The sequence below is a fragment of the Motilibacter aurantiacus genome (assembly GCF_011250645.1).
Classification (GTDB): Bacteria; Actinomycetota; Actinomycetes; order Motilibacterales; family Motilibacteraceae; genus Motilibacter_A; species Motilibacter_A aurantiacus.
In genome coordinates, this window is sequence record NZ_JAANNO010000005.1 from 258,659 (window position 1) to 281,902 (window position 23,244).

Consider the following 23,244-nt stretch of genomic DNA (forward strand, 5'->3'; position numbering starts at 1 on the left):
GCCCGTGACCGAAGGCCCGCTGCGCGCCTGCCTGTTCGGCACGCCCGGCACCGCCTACAACCTCGGCGTCGGCGCCCTCCGGCTCTCGCTGCTGCACGGCGTGCTCGAGCGGCGCCCGGAGGCCCGGCTGGTGGCCTTCGACGACGGCTGGGGCGTCCGGCCCGCGACGCTGCAGCTGCGCGACGGGCGCAGCGCGGCGTACCGGCTGTGCGGGGCGCGCAACAGCCGGCGGCTGGACCGGCCGGAGAGCTACGCCCGGATGCGGCTGGCCGTGCGCATGGGTGGGGTGGGCAGCGTCGGAGCCCGCCTCGTCCGCGGGGCCGACGCGGTGCTCGACGTGAGCGGCGGCGACAGCTTCGCCGGGACGTACGGCCCTTCCCGCTTCCGCACGGTGGCGCTGCCCAAGCAGCTGGCGCTGGAGGCCGGGCGGCCACTGGTGCTGCTGCCGCAGACGTACGGCCCCTTCCCCGACCCGGCCATGCGTGCCGAGGCGGCGGGCATCGTGCGCGCCGCGCGTGCGGCCTGGGCCCGTGACGAGGACAGCCTCGACGCGCTGCGCGACCTGCTGGGGGACGCCTTCGACCCCGCCCGGCACCGGCTGGGCGTGGACATGGCGTTCGCGCTGCCGGTACGCCGCCCCCCGGCCGCGATCGCCGACGCGGTCGACCGCTTCGTCGCCGCCGACGACGCGCCGGTGGCCGGGGTGAACGTCAGCGGCCTGCTCTCCAACGACCCCGGCGCCGCCGCGCGCTACGGCCTGACCGTCGACTACCCGGCCCTCACGCGGGCGCTCGTCGAGCGGCTCTGCGCCTCCGGCGCGCGCGTGCTGCTCGTGCCGCACGTGCTCGGCCCGGCGCACCTGGTCGGCCCCGACGCGCCGCTCGAGTCCGACACCGGTGCCTGCCTGCACCTGGCCGCGCAGCTTCCCGCTCGCCTGCGCGAGCGCGTCCACGTGGTCACCGGCGAGGTGGACGCGACGCAGGCCAAGTGGGTGATCTCGCGCTCGTCCTGGTTCACCGGCGCGCGCATGCACGCGACGATCGGGGCGCTGTCGTCGGGTGTGCCGACGGCGGCGCTGGCGTACAGCATGAAGTTCCGGGGGGTCTTCGCGTCCTGCGGGGCGCAGGCCGGCGTCGTGGACGCCCGCCGGGTGGACGACGGGGCCGCCCTGGACGCGCTGATCGAGTCCTGGGAAGCGCGGGACAGCGCCCGGGCCGGCCTGGCACGGTCGGTCCAGCAGGTCGTCGACCGGGCGGCACGGCAGATGGAGGAGGTGGTCGGCGTGGTCGAGAGCGGGCGCGACGGCTCCTCGGCGCGCACGGACGGCGGCGCGTGAGCCGACGGCTCCCCGCGCGGGCGCCCCGCGACATCACCGAGGTCGCCGAGGGGCGGCTCTGCTCCGGGTGCGGCACGTGTGCCTTCGTCTCCCCCGATGCGGTGCGCATGGTCGACGACCTCGCCGCGGGCCGCCGGCCGCTCCAGCTGCTGCCCGCCTCGTCCTCGTCGACCCGAGCGGCGCTGCGCGCCTGCCCGGGGGCGGCGCTCGCCCACGACCCGCAGGCCGTGCCGGCAAATGCCGACCCGGGCCTGCTGCCCGGCTGGGGCCCGGTCCTGGAGATCTGGGAGGGGTACGCCGGCGACCCCGAGCTGCGCTACGCCGGCTCCAGCGGCGGCGCCGCCAGCGCCCTCGCCCTTCATCTGGTCGAGTCCGGCGGTGCCGCGGGCGTGATCCACACCGCTGCCCGGGCCGACGCCCCGCTGCTCAACGAGACCGTGATCAGCACCTCCCGGGACGAGGTGCTCGCCCGCGCCGGGTCGCGCTACGCCCCGGCGAGCCCGTGCGACGGCCTGGCGGCCGCCGACCGCGCCGGCACATCCGGTGCGGCGCCCTACGTGTTCATCGGCAAGCCGTGCGACGTGGCCGGGGCGGCGAAGGCGGCGACGGAGCGGCCGGGGCTGCGCGAGGGGGTGGCGCTGACCATCGGCGTCTTCTGCGCGGGCACCCCGTCCACGGCGGGCACGCTGGAGCTCGTGCAGCGGATGGGGTTCGCACAGCCGCAGGACGTGGAGTCGATCCGCTACCGCGGCAACGGCTGGCCCGGCGAGGCCGTAGCCGTGGGCACCCGCGACGGCGAGAAGTACGAAGCGAGCTTCTCCTACGCGGACTCCTGGGGTGCCGTGCTCCAGCGCCACCGGCAGTGGCGGTGCCACGTGTGCCTGGACCACACCGGCGAGTTCGCGGACGTGTCCGTGGGTGACCCGTGGTACCGCGAGGTCGAGCCCGGGGAGCCGGGGCGCAGCCTCGTCGTCGTGCGCACCGAGCGCGGCCGGCGGGCGGTCGCAGCCGCACGGGCGTCGGGGGCGCTGGTGCTCGAGCGCGTGGCCAACGACGTGCTGCCGCGCAGCCAGCCCAATCTCGTGCGCACCCGGGGCGCGGTGTGGGGGCGCATCGCGACGATGCGCCTGCTCGGCTTGCCCGCGCCGCGCTACCGGCACATGCCCGCGTTCCGCTCGTGGCTGCGGGACCTGACGCCGCGGGACAAGGCCCGGTCGTTCGTCGGCACGGCCCGTCGCATCCGGGCCCGGGGCATGCGCCGGCCGGCGACGGTGTCGGAGAGCGCGCCGCCACGGCAGCGCACCGACGCCTCCTGATCTCGTCCCGCTCCGCACCACCGCCCTGGGAGACCCCGTGCGCAAGCTCGTGAAGCCGATGGCCCGCCGTGCCGTGGAGCTCAGCTCCCGCGGCACGGAGCGCGGCGCTCACATCACCCGGTTCGTCATGTACGACCGGCTGGCTGAGGTCGGGCGCGGGCTGCGCCCCGCTGCGGGGGCGAGGACCCTCTCGATCAGCCGCTCCACGCAGCTCTGCGGAGTGCTCGGCTTGGGCGAGACCAAGATTACTGAAGCTGACTACCCCGAAGTAAACATCCTTTCCTTGCCCTATGCCGACGGCAGCTTCGACTACGTCGTCAGCGACCAGGTGTTCGAGCACATCGAGGGCAACCCCTTCACCGCGATGGCCGAGACGCTGCGGGTGCTGCGCCCGGGCGGGGTGGCCGTCCACACGACCTGCTTCATCAACCCCGTCCACGCCTGGCCCGGGGACTTCTGGCGCTTCACGCCCGAGGCGCTCGCCTTGATGGTCGGGGACCGGGCCGAGGTGGTCGAGTGCGGGGGCTGGGGGAACCCGTACGTCTGGCTGGTCGCGGGCCTTGGGCTGCGCAAGACGCCGGTGCCGCGGTCGCCCCGGCACCCGCTGCACTGGGCAGCGACGAAGAACTCGCCCACGTGGCCGGTCGCCACCTGGGTCGTGGCCCGGCGCCCGCAGGCGGAGGTCGACGCGTGAGCGGGGCTGGCATCGGGGGCGCGGTCCGGCGCCGGCTCGTCGAGGGGCCGGGCTCGCTCGGGGAGCGGGCCCGCAGCCGGCGGGCGCAGATGGTCCGCGAGTGCTTCCCGGACCTGGCCGAGATGGACGTCGTCGACCTCGGCGGGCGCACGTCCACCTGGGCGTCCGCGCCGGTCCGGCCGCGCAGCGTGCTCGTGCTCAACCTCGAGCGGCAGCCCGAGCTGCCGCAGGAGGGCTGGCTTCGCGTCGAGCACGGCGACGCCTGCGACCTGCCCGCCCACCTGCGCGGCCGGTCCTTCGACGTGGTCTTCTCGAACTCGGTCCTGGAGCACGTCGGGGGCCACGACAGGCGTCTGCGATTCGCGGAGTCGGTGCACGCGCTCGCCCCGCGCCACTGGGTGCAGACTCCGTACCGCTATTTCCCCGTGGAGCCGCACTGGCTGTTCCCCGGAATGCAGTTCCTGCCTCTGGCGGCAAAGGCGAAGATCGCCCGGAACTGGCCCCTGGTGCACACCCGCCCGGGCGACGACCGCAGTGCCGTGCGCGACGCCCTCGGTGTCGAGCTCTCCAGCATCACCGAGCTGCGGCACTACTTTCCCGGCTCACAGGTCCGTACCGAGCGGATCGCTGGGCTGATCAAGTCCATCGTCGCGGTGCGCGCCTAGCCCCGCAGGATCTCGGGCGTATGACGCCCGGCACAACCTGCCGACCCGTTCGGCCCAACATTCAGGGCCGGGTCGCGATTGGATCACATCGAGCAATCCCCAGCAATAGTCCGGACGAGTGAGAAGTGCGTCGAGGAATTCAGGGACAAGGCCGCGGGCCCCGATGCACCTGGCATCGAATCCAGCCAGCGCCCGTTCGGAGACCCTGTCATGACCCGCTTCCCCCGCCCGTCCCTGCCCGGAACGAGCAGCCGTTCCGTGGCCGTCGCGGTGACGCTCCCGGTGGTGGCGGCCGCGCTCGTCACGACGCCGGCGGCGCCCGCCGCCGCCGCGTCGACGTACCTGCAGGTCAGCACGAGCGCTGACCGCAGTGGGGGGGTGCCGCTCGACGGCCGGACGCTGACGGGCAAGGTCTACGTGTTCGTGCCGGTGGTGGCCGGGGGCACCACCGCCTCCTTCTGGGTCGACGACCCGGCGGCGAAGGGCAAGCCCGCGCAGGTCGAGAGCAGCGCTCCGTGGGACCTCGAGGGCGGGGCGGCGACCGCCAAGCCCTGGGACCTGCGCTCGTTCCCCTCGGGGCAGCACACCATCACGGTTCGCTTCTCGGTGGACGGCAAGGAGGTCACCGAGACCGCGTCCGTCACGGTCGTGTCCCCGGTGCCCGCCGCTCCGGCCGCGCCGGCGCCGGCCGCCCCGGCCCCCGCCGTGCCGGCGGCCCCCGCCCCGGCTCCGGCAGGCGCCTCGGCTCCCACAGCGTCCGCGCCCGCGGCGTCCGCGCCCGCGGCGTCCGCGCCCGCCGCCTCCGTGCCCGCCGCCTCCGTGCCCCCCGCCGCGCCGACGACGGCCGTGGAGTCCCTCGCCGCGGCCGCGGTGGTGCCCGCCGGCTACCCCAGCGCGTCGAACACGGGCGTGCCGAAGGGCACCAAGCTCACCAAGAGCGGCGGGATCACCGTCACGAAGGCCGGCACCGTGATCGACGCCCTCGACGTCTCCGGCTCGATCAACGTCAAGGCGAACAACGTGACCATCCGCCGCAGCCGCATCGTCAACGGCGGGGCCAACTACCCGGTGCGCCTCTTCTCCGGCTTCTCCGGCCTGGTCGTCGAGGACACCGAGATCAACGGCAACGGCAACGCGTCCGTCGGCATCTGCTGCAACAAGTTCACCCTGCGCCGGGTCAACCTGCACAACTCCGTCGACGGCGTCCGGGCCGACGGCAACGTGGTCGTCGAGGACAGCTGGATCCACGACCTCGCCCGCACGCCCGGCTCGCACAACGACACCATCCAGACCCTCAAGGGCAGCAACATCGTGATCCGGCGCAACACCCTGCTGCCGTACGACGCGGCTGCGGGCGACCCGCACAACGCCGCCTTCATCATCAGCGCCGGCACGAGCGGCGGCGCGGTGGACGACGTGCTGCTCGAGAAGAACTACGTCAACGGCGGCAACTACACGCTCTACCTGGGCAAGGGCGGCGTCCACCCGGTCACCGACGTCACCGTCCGCGGGAACCGGTTCGGCCGCAACTTCCGCTTCGGGCCGGTCACGGCCCTCGGCGCGGACACCACGTTCGACGCCACGAACGTCTGGAACGACACCAACCTGCCGGTGCGCTGACCCCGCGCACGCAGCGATGCGGCCCGGCCTCGCCCGACCCGGGGAGGCCGGGCCTCGCCGGTCCCTCGAGCCGCGGGATGGCGACGGCATGAAGAATCCTCCGTTCGGGTGACACCTCCCGCGCCTCCGCACTAGGTTGCCGGCATCGGCGCCCGACCGGCGAGCCGGCGGTTGCGCACCTGCGGCGGTCGTGCACCCGCGTCCGGGGGGGACGGGCCGCCGATGCGCCCGGACCTCTCGAGCACGGCCGACCTCTGCGGAGACCAGACCATGCCCCGCCACGCCCTCGCGCCCTCGTCCCGCCCGCGCCTCCTGCTGCTCCTCGCCACCGCGCTCGCCCTGGTCGCCGGCGCGGCTGGAGCCGGGCTCGGCGGGCGCGGGGCCACCGCAGCCACGCCGTACCTCAAGGTGAGCCTCGACGCCGACCGATCGGGGGCCGTGCCGCTGCACGGCGCGAAGCTCCGGGGCAAGGTGTACGTCTTCGTCCCCGGATCGAGCTCCGTCACCGCCGCCTCGTTCTGGATCGACGACCCCGGCCGCAGGGGCGCCCCGGACCAGGTCGAGGACAGCGCCCCCTGGGACCTCGGGGGCGGCACGCCGAACCCCAAGCCGTGGGACCTGCGCTCACTGGCCGCCGGGGCGCACACCGTCACCGTCGTGCTGACCGTCAAGGGGAAGAAGGTCGTCGAGACCGCGACCCTCACCGTCGCGCCGGACGTCGTCAACGCGCCGAGCAGTGGCGGGGCCCCCAAGCCGACACCAGCACCGACACCAGCACCGACACCAGCGCCCTCCCCGAAGCCCACGCCGGCTCCGATCCCCGTCCCCTCACCGACTCCCACGCCCGCCCCGACGCCGGCCCCGACCCCCACTCCGACCCCGTCCCCCGCGTACTCGGGTGTCCCGTCGGGCTTCCCGAACGCGTCGACCACCGGGGTGCCTGCCGGGACGGTGCTCACCAGAGTCACGGGCGGCCTCACGGTGACGAAGGACGGCACCGTCATCGACGCGCTGGACATCACCGGGGCCGTCACGATCCGCGCGGACAACGTCACCATCCGCCGCAGCCGGATGACGAACGGCTCGTCGAACTACGCGGTACGGCTCTACTCCGGCTACGCCGGGCTGATCATCGAGGACTCCGAGATCGACGGCAACGGCACCGCCGGCGTCGGCATCTGCTGCAACAGCTACACGCTGCGCCGGGTGAACCTGCACGACGCGGTGGACGGCGTGCGCGCCGACGGGGACGTGCTGGTCGAGGAGTCGTACCTGCACGACCTGGCCCGCACGCCGGGCTCGCACAACGACACCGTGCAGACCCTCAAGGGCAGCAACATCGTGCTCCGGCACAACACGCTGCTGCCCTATGACGCCGACGACAAGGACCCGCACAACGCGGCCTTCATCATCAGTGCCGGAGCCAGCGGCGGGCCGGTGGACGGAGTGCTGCTCGAGCGCAACTACCTCAACGGCGGCAACTTCACCGTCTACCTCGGGGCCGGGGGGTCCCACCCGGTCACCGGCGTCGTGCTGCGCGGCAACCGCTTCGGCCGCGACTTCCGCTACGGCGCCTACTCCGCGGTGACGGCCGAGACCGACTGGGACCGGACGAACGTGTGGCACGACACGGGGCTGCCGGTGCGGTAGCCCCTCGGCACGGGCCGCCCCTCTCGTAGGTTGGACCTGCGAGATCCCAACGACGGGAGGGCAGCGTGCAGCAGGGGCGGGGACCGGGGCTGCTCCTGGGCGGAGTCGCGATCGTCGCGTTCCTGCTCGGGGCCGGCGTCGTCGCGGGCGTGTTCCTGCTGCGCGACGACCCCGACGTCGTGGCCGGCGGTGACGGCGGCGCGCCCAGCGCCTCCGCGAAGCCGCTGCCCCCCTCCGCGCCGCGGCCCGCCGGACGGCCGGGCCCGGACAACACCGGAGTGCCGGCCGACGTCACGCTGCGCCCGAGTGACATCGTCGACGTCACCGCGCCCGGGACGGTCCTCGACGGCCTCGACCTGGGGTGCCTGCGCATCAAGGCCGACGACGTCACGGTCAAGCGGTCACGGATCCGCTGCGACGCCGACGACCTGCCGGCCGTGCGCGCGGACGACGGCGTGGACCGGTTGCTGCTCGAGGACACCGAGATCGACGGGATGGGCGTCACGAGCATCGGCATCGGCTTCGCCCGCTTCACCCTGCGGCGGGTCAACGTGCACAACACCGTCGACGGCGTCCGGGCCGGCGACTCCTCGGTCATCGAGGACTCCTGGATCCACAGCCTGGCCCGCAAGCCCGGCACGCACAACGACGGCATCCAGAGCATCCGTGGCAACGGCATCGTCATCCGGCGCAACACCATCGACGTGTTCACCGATGGCGACTTCATGAATGCGGCGTACATCATCAGCGCGGGCTCCGAGCGCAGCGTGACCGACGTCCGGGTGGAGGACAACTACCTCAACGGCGGCAACTACACCGTCTACCTCGGTGACAGCGACGCGAAGAGCGTGTCCGGCGTGGTGTTCCGGCACAACGTGTTCGGCGGCGACTTCCGCTACGGGCCGCGGGTCGCGATCCCGGAAGGGACCGTGTGGGAGGGCAACAGGCTGGCGTCCGGCGCCGAGGTCCCGGGCAAGACGGGCAAGGGCTGAGCAGCTAGGCGCGGGGGCTGCGTGCAGACACGCGGGACTTCAGCCGCAGCCAGGTGCCGACGTAGCGCACGTAGAACTCCGCGAGCACGTAGCCGGCCTGGTCGGCGCGGCGGGGCAGCCGGGGGTCGACCGCGGCCCGGCGCACCGCCCCGATCGGCGGGACCAGGCCACGCAGCACCTCGTCGGGGGTGACGAGCGGCCTGCCGGCGAGCTCGCGGGCGTCGCGGCTGCCGGCGACGACGCGCGCGAGCTTGGCCCCGAGCTCGCCGAAGGTGCGCCGAGCAGGGTGGCGCACCGCGGCGGCCGGGGCGTAGCGCCAGGAGTGGCCCGCCGCCGCCGCTCGCTGGCCGAACTCGCGGTCGCCACCCGAGCGCAGCCGCTCCTCGAACTCCCCCACGGAGGCGAACACCGACCGCCGGGCGAAGAGGTTGGCCGTGGCCGCAAAGCGCAGCTGGTCGACGTAGCGCTCCTGGGGGAAGGCCTTCACCAGCTCGTAGGCCTCCACCGGCGACAGCCGGCCGGCCGCGGCCGCGAACAGGGCGATCGACCCTCCCACCAGGTCGACGGGGGGCGTGCCCTCCAGGGCGAGCAGCCCCTCCTCGAGCCAGCCGGGCACCGGGCGGCAGTCGGCGTCCGTGAACGCCAGGACGTCCGCGCGAGCCGCGCGCAGCCCCGCGTTGCGGGCGGCGTACGAGCCCGGGCGGGCCTCGCTCAGCCAGCGCAGCTGCAGCCGCTCCCCCGGCATCGTCGCCGGCCTCGGGGTGGACGAGCCGTTGTCGACCACGAGCACCTCGAAGCACGAGGCGTCCAGGGTCTGCTCCTCCAGCGCGCGCAGGCAGGCCGCGAGGTGCTCCCACTGGTCATAGACGGGGACGACCACGCTCACCCGCAGGCCGCCCGCCCACCCGGTCGTCACCTCCGTCCCCGCTGTGCCAGCACGAGCCGCACGCTCTCACGAGTCGGCCGCCAGGCCAAGGTGAGCGCGGCGTGGGTCAGCGCGGCGGGCAGGCACACGGCGAGGAGGACGACGAGGGGCGGCCCGTCGACCAGCGCCTGCAGGCCGGTGGCCGCCGCCCCGGTCGCGGCGGCGAGCACGGCCGGGCGCCACACCGCGCCGCCGACGTCGCCCAGCGAGAGCGGGGTGTCGCGGACCGCGTTGGCGAAGCCGGGGACGGCGAGCACCAGCTGGCCCACGGCGTACGAGACCGCGACGCCGAGCGGCCCCCACGGCAGCCCGGCGGCGATGGACGCGACCATGAGCGGGCGGCTCACCAGGGCCCATCGGGCCATGCGGCCGGTGGAGCCCCACGAGACGTAGATCCAGCCGTTGGTGTTGCCGACGACGTGCACCACCCCCGCGAGCCCGAGCGCGCGGAAGATCGGGACCGCGTCGTCCCAACCCGGCCCGAGCAGCAGGGCGACGACCTCGGGGGCGCAGACCACGAGCAGCACGACGAGCGGCATGCCGACGAGGGCCAGCCCTCCGACCGCGCTGCGGTAGAACGCGCGGTACTTCGCCGGCTCGGCGCGCAGGATCGACAGCACCGGGACCGCGACGGAGGCCAACGGCCCGTTGAGCTGCTGCAGGGGCAGCAGGAGCAGCGTGTAGGCCCGCGAGTAGAGGCCGAGCGAGGTCGCGCCGCTGACCTTGCCGATGAGGACGTTGTCGGCGTTGCGCGAGATGTAGTTCAGCAGGTTGAAGGTGCTCACCCCGCCGCCGAAGGAGAGCATCTCGCGGATGCCGGCGCCGCGGCGCGGGCTGCCCGGCCGCCAGCGGCAGAACGTCCAGAGCAGCGCCGCCCGCGTCCAGCCGGCGGTCAGCGGCAGCACGGCCAGCGCCCAGTAGCCCGCGCCGGCCTCTGCGGCGGCGATCGCGGCCACCACGCCGACGGCGAAGGACCCGGTCTCACAGACGGCCAGCGCCCCGAAGCGGAGGCGGCGCTGCAGGAGCGCGGCGTGCTGCACCGAGAGCCCGCCGGCTACGAAGCCCAGCGCGAGGACCGCGGTCAGCCCGGTGAGCTCGTCGCGGCCGTAGAAGGCGGCCACGAGCGGGGCGCACGCCGCCACCAGGGCGGCCAGCACGGTGCCCAGCGCGGCGTTGACCCAGAAGAGCCCGGTCACCTGCCGGTCCTCGAGCTTGTCCCGCTGGACGGTCGCGGCCGCCAGCCCGAGGTCCTTCACCTGCTCCGCGAGGCCCGTGACGGCGACGACCATGGCCACCAGGCCGAAGTCGCCGGGCAGCAGGAGCCGGGCGAGCACCGCCGTCGACAGCGTCTGCAGGACCAACCGGCCCCACTGCCCGCCGAGCGTGACCGCGAGGCCGCGAGTGGCCCGGCGCCCGAGCGCGGGCCGCAGGCTCCCGCGCTCGAGCGACTCCGCGCCCCTGCTGCTCCCCACCGGCCCGCTCAGCTGCCCGGCAGGGTGAGGACCTCGTGGGCGTCGGTGAACGCGAACCCGCCGGACGGGCCGCCGCCCACCACGTGCACCTTGCCGTCGAGCACGGCGGCCGATGCGCCGTGGCGCGGCGTCGGGATGCGGCGCAGCACCTTCCACGCGTCCGCGGCCGGGTCGTACTGCTCGACGACGTCGAACGCGCTGCCGTCCGGCGCGACCTCGCCGCCGATCAGGAGCGCCTTGCCGTCGACGACCACGCTGGCCATCGTGCGCCGGCCGGTCGGCATGGCCGCCTTCGCGGTCCAGGCCCGCGTCGCCGGGTCGTACGCCTCCACCGTGGTGTGCGTCGCGACCGAGGTCGCGCCGCTGGCCAGTCGGGTGCGGCCGCCGAAGACGTAGAGCGCGCCGCCGAGGACCGCGGTGCCGGGGTTGTCGCGGGCCGTCGGCAGGCTCGGCGCCACCGACCAGGTGCGGGACGCGGGGTCGTAGACCTCGACCGCCCCGGTCGACGCCCCGTCCTCGCTCATGCCGCCGACGACGTAGACCTTGCCCTCCACGACCTGTGCGCTCGCGCCACCGCGCGCGGTCGGCATCGCGGGCAGGGCCGACCAGGCGTCCGCCGCCGGGTCGTACGACCAGCCCGCCGCCTGCGCCCCGCCGAACGCGTCCGTGGAGCCACCGAGGACGAGCAGCTTGCCGTCGAGGGTGGTGACCGCGGGGTTCTCGACCGCCGCGCCGGGCATGTCGGCCTTCCGCGTCCAGGCCTTCGCCACGTCGTCGTAGACGTAGAGGCGGCTCGAGTGCGAGCGATCCGTCTTGCCGCCGACGAGGTACATCATCCCGTCGATGACGGCCGCGCCGGAGTCGAGCAGCTTCTCGGGCAGCGCGGGTGCGTCGGCCCAGCAGCCGATGTCCTGGGGCTCGAGGATCGTGATCGCGTTGCCGCCGAACTCGCCGACCACGATCGTCCCGTCCGGGCCCTGCGCGATCGGCAGCGGGTCCTTGAACCCGCCGACGAGCCGCTTGGCCGAGGTCACGCTGCGCCCGTCGGCGCTCAACTGGACCAGCGTGACGTCGTCGCCGACGCTGTAGTTGGTGATGAGCAGGGACGTGTCCAGCTGGCCGCAGAAGGCGCTGCCCCGGTACTCGACGATGCCGTTGGCCGAGCGGTTGGGGCCGAGGTCGAACAGCGGCGCGGCGTAGTTCGCCGCGGCCGGCACTCCCTGGTAGCTGCCGTCCTTGAAGACGCACTCACCGCGGGTCGGGTTGGGAGTGCCGTAGTAGCGCCCCTCCTCGATGAGGTTGAGGTCGTCGTTCTGCAGGCCGGGGTTGTTGCCGCCCTGGTTCCACGGCCGGGTGTCGCCCATCCCGGTGCACGGTGCGGACGCGCTGGCCGGGTAGCTCCCGACCACGCCGAGACCGTTGTTCGGCCCGTAGATGAGGCCCTTGGACGAGATCACGAAGTCGTAGGTGTTGCGCAGGCCGGTCGCGAACGTCTTGACGTCGCAGCCGAGGCCCGACCTGGACATGTCGCTCGGGTCGGCGCAACGGCCGTTGAACCCGGGGGCCTTGACGTTGGCGACCAGCAGCGCCGCCGACAGCGGCTGCTCGGCGCGGTCGCTGAACTCGGTCTTGGCGGTGTTCGGCGCACCGGCGCCGGTGTTGCCGCCCTGGGCGATGTAGAGCCGGCCGTCGGGCCCGAAGTGCAGTGAGTTGGTGCTGTGGTTGGCGAACGAGCGCGGCAGGCCGGTGATGACGTCGGTGCGCTCGGCCAGCCCGGGGCCCGACAGCCGGGTCACCGTGCCGGAGTCCACCTCGCCGGCGTCGACCACCGGCGAGGAGTGCGCCACCCAGACGATGACGTTGTCCGGGGTCGAGGCCGGGTCGACCGTGAGGCCCAGTGCCATGCGGGTCCCGAGCGTGCTCACGATCTGCCGGTCCACCACCTTGTGCTGGGCGTCCAGGGTGAGCACGTGGATCTTGCCGAACATGCTCTGGACGTACAGCTTGCCGTCCGGCCCCATCGCCATCGACGTGGGGAACGGGACGTCGTAGGAGGTGCGGGTGAACGGGTAGTCCGGCGAGCTGGCGATGTCGAACTCGCCGCCGAGGCTGAAGGAGGAGAACGGGTACGTCACGGCCTGCGCCGCGCTCCGGTGCGTCGCGAGGATGCCGCCGAAGCTGCGCGTGCCGACCCGCGGGTCGATGCCGGCGGCGTCGAAGCTGAAGAACTCGCCGGGCGCGGTGAAGGTGGACAGCGGGGTGAGGCCCGCGTCACCGACCTTGTAGTAGGCCGTCACGGTCCGCTTCGTCGGGTCCGACCTGATCGCCAGCTGCACCGGCTGGTCGGACGCCACGGCGGTGATCGGCGAGTTCTTGCGCGACACCTCGACGCCGGCGACCTCGAGCACGTGCTCGAAGCGCAGGCCGTTCGGGGTGGAGGCGATCACCATGCGGTCGACGTTGTCCTGGCCGTAGCCGAACCAGACCCCGGCCTGCTCGTACCTGCCGGTCACGGCGGGCATCCCGGCGATGGTCGCGCTGATCGTCGCGATCTCGCTGTCGCCGTCGAACCCGACGCCGACCATGTTGTCCTGGTCGTTGTCGCCGAGGTGCGGGCGGCCCGCCGTCGTCGTGACGTTCAGCGTGCCGGTCTCGAGGTCGACGTCGAGCAGGTCACGGCGGTAGGCGTTGCCGGAGTCCTTCTTCAGGATCGTCGTGAACCCGGTGCCGAGCCCGTCGGCGTCCAGCATCGCGCCGCTGTCGTAGCGCCAGGCGAGGTTGTAGGGCGTGTCGACCTTGATGAGGTCGCAGGCCACCGGGCTGCACCCGCCGGTGTCGCCGACGGTCAGCTCGACGGTGAGGACGCCGTCGAACGCGCCGGGAGCCGTCGCCCGCACCGTCGCGGTGAAGTGTCCGGGAGTGAGCCCGGCCGGGTCGGCCACGAGCTGTACCGCGGCGGGGGCGGTGGCCGTCGGGGCCACCCGCAGCCAGGGCGCGTCGCTCGCCAGCGTCACGGCGGTGCCGGGCTGCTGCGCCGACAGCTGGGCCTGGCCGCTGACCGTCGCGCCGTTCTGGTCCGTGGCGAAGGCGATCGACGGCGCCGACCAGGTCAGGGCGTTCGTGCCGTTGTCCGTGGTGAAGGTCGCCGCGACCAGCTTGGTGCCCGCCGCGGAATCGACCTTCGCGGTGATCGTGTGGGTGCCGTCCGGGATCGCCGTCGTGTCGAACGCGGCGGCAGAGTGCGTGACCGAGCCGGGCGCGTAGTCGAAGGGGGCGGTGGCGTCGACGCGCACCGGCTCGCGGGCCGCCGCCGGGTCGTCGAGGTACCAGGACACGCTCGTGACGCCGGTGTCGGGCGCGAGGAACGGGTAGACCGCGCTGCCGGTGAGGGCGGCCCCGGCCAGCGGGACGGGCGCGGTGCGCTTGGCGTTCCTGCTGAAGACGACGGAGTACGCCGTGTCCCCCGCCCCGGCCGGCACGTCCACCGTCACCGGGATCACCAGCTGGGGCAGCGAGGGCGCGGTGACCGTGACGCTGCCGCTGGAGGTGCCGACCGGCAGCCCGGCCGGGTCGACCGTGACCGAGAGCGTGGCGGGAGCGGTGCCGGCCGCGGGCGTGACCGTGAGCCACGGAGCGGACGCCGCAGCGGTGTACGCCGCCGACGCGCCGGACAGCGCCACGGCCCGCGTCACCGGGCCGGAGCCGGCGGCCGCGGTCACCGCGAGGGACGCCGGGTCGGCGATCAGGGCCGGCGCCGGGCCGGCCGCACGGACCGTCAGGGTCACGCCGAGGACGGCGGGCGTCGCGCCGGTCGACGTCGCGCGCAGCGTGGCGCTGTGCGTGCCCGGGGCCAGGCCGGCGGGGTCTGCGGTCACGGCGACGGTGCCGCTGCCGGTGATCGAGGCGGGGGCGCGCAGCCAGGCCGCGTCGCTCGCCAGGCCGACGGCCGCACCCGTCGGGGCCGTCAGCTGGACCTGCGACACCGTGGCGGTCGCACCGGCCTCGGTGGTCAGGGCCAGCGTGGGGGCGGCCCAGGCCAGCGCCCTCGTGCCGTTGGACGTGGTGAAGGTGGCGGTCACGGTGGAGACGTCGGAGCCGCTCGTGACCTTGGCCGTGATGGTGTGCGAGCCGTCGGCGAGAGCGGTGGTGTCGAGGGCCGCGGCGGCGTGGGTGACCGAGCCCGGCGCGTAGTCGAACGGGGAGGTCGTGTCGACGCGGACCGGGGCGCCCGCGGTGGCCGGGTCGTCGAGGTACCAGGACACCGACGTCACACCGGCGTCCGGGGACAGGAACGGGTAGACGCCGCCGGAGACCGTGGCGCCGTTCAGCGCGACGGGCGACGTGCGCTTCGCGTTCCTGCTGATGAGCACCTGGGACCCGGAGGCCGCGCTGCCGGAGACCGGGGTGACGGTGACGCTGACGGGGACGACGACGGGCTGCCGGCCCTCGGCGGTGACCGTGACGTTGGCCGTGGCGCTGCCGACGGGCAGCGCGGAAGGGTCGGCCGTGAGGGTCACCGCGGCGGGAGCCGTGGCGCCGGCGGTCGACAGGCGCAGCCAGGCGGCCGAGGACGTGAGCGCGAAGGGGACGGCGGGGCCGGACACTGACAGCGTGGCGGTCTGCGCGGCGCTGCCCTGCTGGGCTGCCAGCGCGAACGACGCCGGGCTCACGGTCAGCGCGGGCGCCGGGGAGGTCTTGGCGAAGGCCGCCGACAGCACCTGGATGGCGCCGCTGCTGGGCACGATCTCGGCCGTCACGGTATGGGTGCCGACCGGGAGGGTGCGGGTGTCGAAGGGCAGCGCGCTGTCGTCCCTGGCCGTGCCGGCGAAGTCGTGCGGAGCGCCCTTCTCGACGAGCCGCGGGGCCTTGGCGCGCTCCGGGTCGTCGAGGTAGAAGCGCACCTCGCGGACGCCGGTCGACGGCGCGGTGAAGATGTAGACGTTGCCGTCGGGCAGGCTCGCGCCGGCCAGCGGTGCCGCGCCGGTGCGCTGCGGCGAGAGGCTGTAGGAGAGCGTGACGTCGGACGCGGCCCCGGCCGTCGCCGGGGACAGCCCCGCCAGGACGGCGAGGGCCGCCACCAGCGCGGTGACCGGAGCGAGCAGCCGGGAGCGCGGGCCACGCCACGCGAGCCGGCGCAGGTGCGGGGTGCTGTGGGTCATCGGGCTACTTCTCTCCGAGTGCGCGTGGTGTCGCCGCGGGCCGCGAGTGCGCGACCGCCCCCCGCTCCGGCAGGTGGACGACTCGCCGGGTGAGGTCGATCGTCCGCCGCTGCACGCCGAGCAGCTCGTCGTACAGGCCGACATAGCGGATCGCCTGCTTGTCCCAGTAGAGCGTGCGCTCGATGCGCTCGCGCCCGAACGCCCCCATCTCCTTGCGCTTGGCCGGCGCGTCGAGCAGCGCGGCCATCTGCTCGGCCAGCTCCTCCTCGGTGCGGACGTAGACCGCCGCCCCGCGGGCCGAGCGCCGGGTCTCGACCAGGTCGGTCGCGACCACCGGCAGGCCGTGGGCCATGTACTCCAGCGTCTTGTTCATGGTGGAGCGGTCGTTGAAGTCGCACTTCGGGTCCGGCGTGATGCCGAGGTCCGCGGTCGACAGCCAGCGGCGAACCTCGTCCGGGCCCACCCGCCCGGTGAACGTCACCCACGGGCCGATCCCGAGCTTCCCGGCCAGCTCGCGCAGGGCGGGCAGGCTGTCGCCGTAGCCCAGCAGGCCGAACTGGCAGTCCGTGCGCCCCAGCTCGTGCACGTAGTGCGCGATCGCGCGCAGCAGCCGGTCCACCCCGTCCTGCGGCCCCATGATGCCGAGGTAGGTCACGAGGAACCGGCGGCCCGCCCGCAGCTCCGGAGCGGCCGGGCCCGGGCGCAGCCGGCTCGGGTCCGGGCAGCTCATGACGATGCGCACGTCGGCGGCGGAGCGCCGGCCACGGGTCATCGCGATCTGGCGGTAGGACGTGTTGGTCGCCACCACCTTGTCCGCGACCCGGTAGGACGCCCGCTCGAGGACCTTGACGGCCCGGTAGAGCAGCCCCTGCCGGCCGAACCGCGCCTCGAACACCTCCGGGCAGAGGTCGTGCTGGTCGTAGACGAAGCGCTTGCCGAAGGGCTTGTAGAGCAGGGCGAGCAGCCAGTACGTGTCCGGGGGGTTGCACGCCTGGATCACGTCGAAGCCGTGCCGGCGCAGCACGTGCAGCGACAGCAGCGCCGTACGGATCCAGCAGTAGGCGAACTCCCAGACGTACGACAGCGCTCCCGCGGTGGCGGGGGGCGGGGCGTAGGTGTGCACGTGGACGCCGTCGAGGTCGAAGTGCGCGGCCTCGCCCTCGCCGCGCGGGCAGATGACCGACACCTCGTAGCCCGCCGCCACCAGGGACGAGCACTCGGCGCGCACCCGGCGGTCGATGGAGTACGGCATGTTCTGCACCACGACGCACACCCGGCCGGCGACCTCGCCCGTCGCCCCGGAGGCGGCACCGCCCGCGCGCGACTGGACGGCGGGCTGGTCCGCACGGGCCGCGCCGTGCCGCGCGGAGGACAGCCCGAGCCGCGACCGACGCCGCTCCACGTGCTCGAAGGTGGTCACCGCTGCACTCCCGTCACCGTCGACGTCCAGCCCTGCATCCACTCGCCACGTGCGCGCCACAGCTCGGCCCAGAAGCCGAGCGGGATCTGCTCCCGCCCGCTGCGCCCGCCGTGCCCTGACCCCGTGCGCCTGCGTACGGCCGCGAGCCGCGACGCGCAGGCGCGCAGCGCGACCCCCGCGAGCAGCAGCCCGGCCCCGAGCGGCCGCACGGGCTGCGGGAGATGACGCCGCACCAAGGTCACCTTGCCAGTGAAGAGCAGAACGGCCCTCCGCAGGCCGACGCTGGAGGCTCCCACCTGATGGGAGTAACGCGCGGCAGGGGCGAAGACCACCGACGCACCCAGCGCCGAGGCGCGCAGGCAGAGGTCGACGTCCTCGCCGTACACGAAGAACGAGCGGTCGAAGCCGTCGACCGTGTCCCACAGGCCGCGCTCCACGAGCATCACCGCCCCGCTGACGGCGGGCACGGCCCGGTCCGCGGCCAGGGCGCCGGCCCGCCATGGCCCCGAGCTCTCGGGGTCGAGCAGCGCCGAGCCCGCGAACACCGTGGAGAGGCCCGTCGCGAAGCAGAACGTCGACCACAGCGTGGGCCGGCCGCACCACGACCTGGGGTCGGGGCTGCCGTCGGCCCGCACGGCGAGGCCGCCCACGATCCCCGGCCGGGGGTGGCGGGCCGCGGCAGCGAGCAGCTCGCGCACGGCGCCGGGCTCGAGGCGGGCGTCGGGGTTCACGAACAGCAGCCGGCGGGAGCGACGGGCCGCGGGCGTGCCCGAACCCACGTGGCATCCTCCGGCGAAACCGCGGTTGTCGAGCAGTTGCACGAAGGTGACTTCAGGAAAGTCCCGGCGCACGAGAGCCTGCGCCCCGTCGTCGGACGCGTTGTCCACCACGACCACCGCCGCCTCGAGCCCGGCGAGGGCGGTGCGCACGCTCGAGAGGCAGCCGGGCAGGTCGGCCGCGCTGTGGAACGCGACGATCACCACGCACACGTCGAAGCACACGTCGAGCGGCGCAGCGCTGCCGTCCCCGCCCGCCCGCTCCCCCGGGAGCCGGTCGCCCGTGCCGGGGGCCGCAGCGGCCCGGCTCACGCCTGTCCCCGTCGCGCGTCCCGCGCCCAGCCCCGCCCGGCGGCGGAGCGCGCCATGCCCTTGGCGGCTGCCGTCGCCACGACGAACACGACCAGGCCCGGCCACCGCGAGGGGCGGCCGACGAGCCGCGCGAGCCGGGCCAGCCGTCCGGACAGCGAGCGGTCGTGGGCCGGGGCCAGGCCCTGCCGCTCGAGCTGCGTGTTGCCGGCGTAGACGCGGGCGCGGACACGCACCACGTCGCGCAAGCGGGCCGGCGGCCGCACGGTGCACGCGGCGTCGGAGGCGATCCGCACCGCCGACGGTGGCACCGCGCTCGTGACCCAGCGGTCGTCGGCGACGACGTCGGGGAAGTCCCCGGCGCGCCGCCGCCCCGCCTCGGACAGCAGCAGCGCACCGCGCCCGGAGCGCGCGGCCACGACCCACGGCAGGTCCTGCCAGGTGCGGTAGTAGAGCCGCGCCGGCAGGGTGGCCGCGGACAGGTCGAGGTCGCGGGAGGGCACCGCCAGCTCGGCGCCCTCGGCCACGTGCGCGGCCAGCCGGCGCACCGTCGCGGTGGTGCAGACGACGTCGGCGTCGAGGTAGAGCCGCGGGAAGCCGTCGACCGCGCGGTCCGCAGCCCGCAGCGCCGCCGCCTTGGAGGCGACGTCCAGCTCCAGGACCTGCACGTCGTGCCCGAGCCGGGCCGCTGCGGAGCGCGCACGGGCCGCGGTCGCGTCCGTGCAGCCGTTGCAGGCGACGACCACGTCGAGCTCGCCGGGCGCGGCGTCGCCGAGCAACGCCTCGAGGCACCGCTCGATCGTCGACTCCTCCTGGTGGGCGGGGACGACCACCGTCGCCAGCGGCAGCACGCCGACGCCGCTCGCGGCCTCCGGGGTAGCCAAGGCGGCGGGCACGGGGGGCACGCGGGGCACAGGGGGAATGGGGGGAATGGCGGGCATGCCGGGCCCGAGGTCGCCCGGCACCGGCGCCCAGGCCCGCCGCGCTGCGGGTCGGCCCATGTGCATGACTCCCCCTCGCTCGACCACCCCCCGGCGGAAGGCGCCTGCGGGCCCACGCCCCGGCCTCCAGCCCCTGAACCTAGGACACCGGGCCGTCGAAATCCATGACGACGGCGTTAGTTTCCGCTTAACCATGCGTTCGGACGGCTCACGCCACCCGAACTGCCCGGACGGCCAGTGTCCCGCTGATCGGTACGCGTGCGCGCGCTTTCGCCCAGATGCTGCAGGGCGCAACCGCTCGCTCACCCGAACGGGCTGGGCCGTCTGCCTCAAATCGTTCGCCAGGGGCTGCGGACCGCGGGCCCGGCATCGGAGCCTGGTCCGGGACGCGCGCCCCGCCGGGGGGATGCAGGAGATCGCGCCCAGGCAGGGGGACGCCGTGCTTCGCGGACATGGGCGGGCGAGCGCACAGTGCCTGCGCAGCAGGCTTCGCGCCCGCCCCAGGGCGCTGCCCGTGCTCGCCTGCGTGCTGGCCACCGTGCTGGCCGCGGCCTCGCCGTGGTCGCCCGGCGTGCAGCCCACGCAGGCCGCGTTCGGCGCAGGGGCCGCCGGGACGGCCGCCGCATGGACGCCCCAGGGGTGGTCCATTCGCCCGATGCTGGCCGCGGGTGCGAACTCAACTGCTGGAAACAGCCTTCCTGCGTCGATGGTCGGCACGAGCTTTCGCCCGACCGGCACCTCCTACGCGGCGGTCTCCGTCGGCGGCGGATTCGGCTGCGGGCTCGCGGTGGGTGGCCAGCTCTCGTGCTGGGGCTCCAACGGGTTCGGCCAGCTGGGCACGCGAGCGTCCGCCGGCGGGTCGGCTTCCACCCCCGAGGTGGTGGGCAGCGGGTGGGGGTACGTGGCTGCCGGCTCCTACTCCGCCTGCGCCGTCCGCTCCATGGCACCCGACGCCGGGACGTTGTGGTGCTGGGGAGCGGCCGGGGTCGGCCACGGCCTGCTCGGGAACGGCGCCGAGCAGGGCGGGTCGAGGCCGGTGCGCGTGGGCGCGCGCGACGGGTGGGCCCGGGTCTCCGTCTCCGACCTGGCCGCCTGCGCGGTGCACACGGACGGGACGCGCTGGTGCTGGGGGTCCGACGCGTACGGCGTGTTCGGCGACGGCGCCGTGACCCCGGCCCCGGTCACGTCCCCACAGCGTGCCGACGCCTACGACGACTGGCTCGACGTCCGGATGTCGGCCGGCGGCGGCTGCGGCCTGCGCCGGGCCGGCCTGCACTGCTGGGGCACCACCGCCTTCGGCACCGTGGGCGCCGCCGCAGCGGGGCCGCTGCAGCTGACGCCACGCCTGGTCTCCCGCGAGTTCGTCGACTACGACTTCGCCGGCAACAACGGGTGCGGCATCAAGGGCGACGCCACCCTGTGGTGCTGGGGCATGGGCGCGCTCAACCGCAACGGCGGAGGCGACGGGGCCGACGCCGCGCTCCCCCGCAGGGTGCTGCCCGGCCGGGCGTGGCGCGCCGTGCGGGTCACCCCGGCGTACACGTTCGCCACCGACGCCGAGGGGACGGTCTGGGCCTGGGGCGGAGCCGCCGAGCCGGCGGGGCCGGCGTCGGGCTTCCTGCAGGCCGCGTACGCCGGGCTGGGCGCGACGCCGGTCGCGCGGCTGGCCGCCGCCGGCTCGGGGTCGCTGCAGGCGGCGGAGGAGACGGCGTTCGCGCTGCTCGGCGCGGTCGACTGGGTGGCCGGAACGCCCCGCACCGCCTGGGCCGGGTCCGCTGCTCCCGCCGGCGCGGCGGTCACCCTGCCCGGGGCCCGCGAGATCGGCACCCGGTTCCGCGTGACGTCCGCCCAGCAGGCCGTGGGCGTGCGCGTGCACCTGGCCACGGCCGACGTGGCGGCGCAGACGGCCCGGCTGTGGCGGTCCGACGGGACGCTGCTCGCGACGTACGCCTTCCACCGCTCGCCGGTACCGGGCGACGGGGTGGGGTCCTGGCTGTACGCCACCGGCGAGCCGGTGAGCCTGGCCCCCGGGGCCGACTATGTGGTGTCCACGACCGTGCCCCCGGGCGGCCGGGCCGTCGCGGAGGCGGGGGCGGGCGCCATGCCGCGGGCGTCGGGGCCGCTCCAGCTGCCCCCCGGCTGGGGCGTCACGGGCACGTCGGCCGGCGACCTGCCGGTGGACGCGCCCGCGGACGCAGCGGGGTACGTGGTGGACCCGGTGCTGCTCGCCCCCCAGTCGCCCTGACCGGACGGCGCGGGGCGCTCAGTCGTTGAACGCGCTCTGCGCGCGCTCCAGGCCTTCGCTCAGCAACTCCTCGACGGCGTCGGCCGCCCGCTCCAGGAAGACGTCGAGCTCCTTGCGCTCGGGCGAGGAGAAGGGCTTGAGCACGAAGTCGGCGGGGTCCTGGCGCCCCGGCGGCCGCCCGATACCGAGCCGCACGCGCAGGTACTCCCCCGTCCCGAGCGAGCGACGGATCGACTTGAGCCCGTTGTGCCCGTTGTCGCCGCCGCCCAGCTTGAGCCGGATCGCGCCGAAGGGCAGGTCGAGCTCGTCGTGGAGGACGACGAGCCGCTCGGGCGGGATCTTGAAGGCCTGCGCGAGGGCGGAGACCGGCCCGCCGGACTCGTTCATGTAGGAGCGCGGCTTGGCCAGCACCGCTCGCGGCCCGCCCGGCCCTCCGATGCGCCCCTCGAGGACGTCCGCCCGCCCCCGGCGGTGCGGCCCGAAACGGCCGCCCGCCCGGGAGCCGAGCACGTCGAGCGCCATCGCCCCGACGTTGTGCCGGGTCGCGGCGTAGTCCGGCCCGGGGTTGCCCAGGCCGGCCACGAGCCAGGGGCCTTCGCCACCGGCGGCGCCGGGAAGGGTCCCGGCCAGGCGTCAGCCCTCCGCGCCGGCGGGCGCGGCGTCGGTCTTGGCCTCGTGCACGATCCCGAGCTCGGCCTCGGCTCCGGCCAGGTCGGCGTCGAGCTGCTCGGCGGTCGGTGTGCCGGTGATGCGCAGGATCGACAGCTCGGGGTCGCCCTCGAGGGTGGCGCCGGCCGGCAGCGAGATCTCCTTGGCCAGGACCTGCGTGCCGGCGGGCATGCCGTCGATCGACAGCTCGACGAACTCGGGCAGGTGCGTTGCCTCGGCGACCACGGACACGGTCTGCAGGTCGACGACGAGCAGCCCGTCGCCGGCCGGCTTGCCGGTGACGTGGATCGGCAGCTCGACGCTGACGGCCTCGCCGCGCTCGACGACGACGAGGTCGACGTGCTCGATGAAGCCCTTGACCGGGTCACGCTGCACGTCCTTGGGCAGGACCAGGACGGGCTCGCCGTCGACGTCGAGCGCCAGCAGGACGTTGGGCGTCTTGAGCGCCAGCATCAGGTCGTGGCCGGGCAGCGAGACGTGGCGGGGCGCGGTGCCGTGGCCGTAGATGACACCGGGGACCTTGTGGTCGCGGCGGATGCGGCGGGCCGCGCCCTTGCCGAACTCGGTGCGGCTCTCGGCGGCGATGCGGACCTCGGACACAGCGGTGCTCCTCGTGACGTACGGACGCAGCCGTCCCGGGCGACGGGACGCCCACGGCGGGCTACCACGGCGGGCTCGCAGGCACGAGCGGCGACGCGGGGGGCGAGGGCACGCAACGGGTCCGCTCGTCGATCACGGAGCCGTACGGATCCCTCGCCGGGCCGGACCAGCATACTCGCCCGCACGTCGCCACTCGTTCGTGTGATTGTGCAGGGAGGAAGTAGCCCACAAGGGGACAGCCGTCCCCGGAGCCCGGGCGGCCGCGGACCGGCACTGCCTACACTCGGGCCAAGATCACATGGAGCAGGGCGCCGGCCTCTCGACAGCGACATCTGGCCACGCCCGACAGAGCCAGCGAGCGCCTGACAACGCTTGACGACGACTGACGACGACTGACGACGACTCACGACGACTCACGACGACTCACGACGACTGGCGAGGCCTGAGCAGCCAGG

The 23,244-nt window shown here is 74.8% G+C and carries 16 protein-coding genes; 8 read left to right on the forward strand and 8 right to left on the reverse strand.

Going from position 1 to position 23,244, the window contains the following annotated elements; all coding sequences use genetic code 11:
• The first annotated feature begins 4 nt into the window (after positions 1-4).
• From G9H72_RS11465 to G9H72_RS11495, 7 genes are all read left to right on the forward strand, one after another.
• A complete protein-coding gene (locus G9H72_RS11465; RefSeq protein WP_166171059.1) occupies positions 5-1,336 on the forward strand; it encodes a polysaccharide pyruvyl transferase family protein in 1,332 nt (443 codons plus the stop codon).
• Entirely contained in the window at positions 1,333-2,652 is a 1,320-nt protein-coding gene (locus G9H72_RS11470; protein ID WP_331272212.1) for a Coenzyme F420 hydrogenase/dehydrogenase, beta subunit C-terminal domain, read from the forward strand. The genes G9H72_RS11465 and G9H72_RS11470 overlap by 4 nt, the downstream gene beginning before the upstream one ends.
• A gap of 37 nt (positions 2,653-2,689) precedes the next feature.
• Positions 2,690-3,346 carry a methyltransferase domain-containing protein gene (locus G9H72_RS11475; protein WP_331272213.1) on the forward strand — a complete coding sequence of 219 codons (657 nt, stop codon included), beginning with the start codon at positions 2,690-2,692 and terminating at the stop codon, positions 3,344-3,346.
• An 89-nt stretch (positions 3,347-3,435) separates the two neighbouring features.
• Positions 3,436-4,011 carry a class I SAM-dependent methyltransferase gene (locus G9H72_RS11480; protein WP_166171234.1) on the forward strand — a complete coding sequence of 192 codons (576 nt, stop codon included), beginning with the start codon at positions 3,436-3,438 and terminating at the stop codon, positions 4,009-4,011.
• Positions 4,012-4,221: 210 nt separating this feature from the next.
• Positions 4,222-5,631, forward strand: coding sequence for a right-handed parallel beta-helix repeat-containing protein (locus tag G9H72_RS11485; protein ID WP_166170618.1), 1,410 nt, complete (start codon positions 4,222-4,224; stop codon positions 5,629-5,631).
• A gap of 270 nt (positions 5,632-5,901) precedes the next feature.
• Complete coding sequence (locus tag G9H72_RS20970; RefSeq protein WP_196791072.1) at positions 5,902-7,281, forward strand: right-handed parallel beta-helix repeat-containing protein; 1,380 nt, start codon at positions 5,902-5,904, stop codon at positions 7,279-7,281.
• A 65-nt stretch (positions 7,282-7,346) separates the two neighbouring features.
• Complete coding sequence (locus tag G9H72_RS11495; RefSeq protein WP_166171061.1) at positions 7,347-8,273, forward strand: right-handed parallel beta-helix repeat-containing protein; 927 nt, start codon at positions 7,347-7,349, stop codon at positions 8,271-8,273.
• A 4-nt stretch (positions 8,274-8,277) separates the two neighbouring features.
• Here G9H72_RS11495 and G9H72_RS11500 read toward each other — a convergent pair whose 3' ends face one another.
• From G9H72_RS11500 to G9H72_RS11525, 6 genes are read right to left on the reverse strand one after another with little or no spacing between them, the layout of a single operon-like run.
• Complete coding sequence (locus G9H72_RS11500) at positions 8,278-9,189, reverse strand: glycosyltransferase family 2 protein (protein WP_166171063.1); 912 nt, start codon at positions 9,187-9,189, stop codon at positions 8,278-8,280.
• The gene (locus tag G9H72_RS11505; RefSeq protein ID WP_166171065.1) at positions 9,186-10,670 is read right to left on the reverse strand and encodes a lipopolysaccharide biosynthesis protein; all 1,485 of its coding nucleotides are present in this window, start codon (positions 10,668-10,670) and stop codon (positions 9,186-9,188) included. Before G9H72_RS11505 ends, G9H72_RS11500 begins: the two co-directional genes overlap by 4 nt.
• Before the next feature lie 8 nt (positions 10,671-10,678).
• The gene (locus G9H72_RS11510; protein ID WP_166171067.1) at positions 10,679-15,829 is read right to left on the reverse strand and encodes a Kelch repeat-containing protein; all 5,151 of its coding nucleotides are present in this window, start codon (positions 15,827-15,829) and stop codon (positions 10,679-10,681) included.
• A 4-nt stretch (positions 15,830-15,833) separates the two neighbouring features.
• The gene (locus G9H72_RS11515; RefSeq protein WP_331272215.1) at positions 15,834-17,249 is read right to left on the reverse strand and encodes a glycosyltransferase family 4 protein; all 1,416 of its coding nucleotides are present in this window, start codon (positions 17,247-17,249) and stop codon (positions 15,834-15,836) included.
• A complete protein-coding gene (locus tag G9H72_RS11520; protein WP_166171069.1) occupies positions 17,246-18,337 on the reverse strand; it encodes a glycosyltransferase family 2 protein in 1,092 nt (363 codons plus the stop codon). Before G9H72_RS11520 ends, G9H72_RS11515 begins: the two co-directional genes overlap by 4 nt.
• Positions 18,334-19,230 (reverse strand): glycosyltransferase family 2 protein, encoded by an 897-nt coding sequence (locus G9H72_RS11525; RefSeq protein ID WP_166171071.1) that lies wholly within the window; start codon positions 19,228-19,230, stop codon positions 18,334-18,336. Before G9H72_RS11525 ends, G9H72_RS11520 begins: the two co-directional genes overlap by 4 nt.
• Before the next feature lie 484 nt (positions 19,231-19,714).
• Between G9H72_RS11525 and G9H72_RS22975 the strand changes: the two genes are divergently transcribed.
• Positions 19,715-21,520 (forward strand): DUF4082 domain-containing protein, encoded by a 1,806-nt coding sequence (locus tag G9H72_RS22975; protein WP_166171073.1) that lies wholly within the window; start codon positions 19,715-19,717, stop codon positions 21,518-21,520.
• Between the two features lie 18 nt (positions 21,521-21,538).
• Here the strand turns inward: G9H72_RS22975 and pth are convergent, their stop codons facing one another.
• Both pth and G9H72_RS11540 read right to left on the reverse strand, forming a co-directional pair.
• Positions 21,539-22,102, reverse strand: a complete 564-nt coding sequence (gene pth / locus G9H72_RS11535) for an aminoacyl-tRNA hydrolase (RefSeq protein WP_331272216.1) — start codon at positions 22,100-22,102, stop codon at positions 21,539-21,541.
• Positions 22,103-22,153: 51 nt separating this feature from the next.
• Positions 22,154-22,789: a 50S ribosomal protein L25/general stress protein Ctc gene (locus tag G9H72_RS11540; RefSeq protein ID WP_166171075.1), complete on the reverse strand. Its 636-nt coding sequence runs from the start codon at positions 22,787-22,789 to the stop codon at positions 22,154-22,156.
• Positions 22,790-23,244 lie beyond the last annotated feature (455 nt).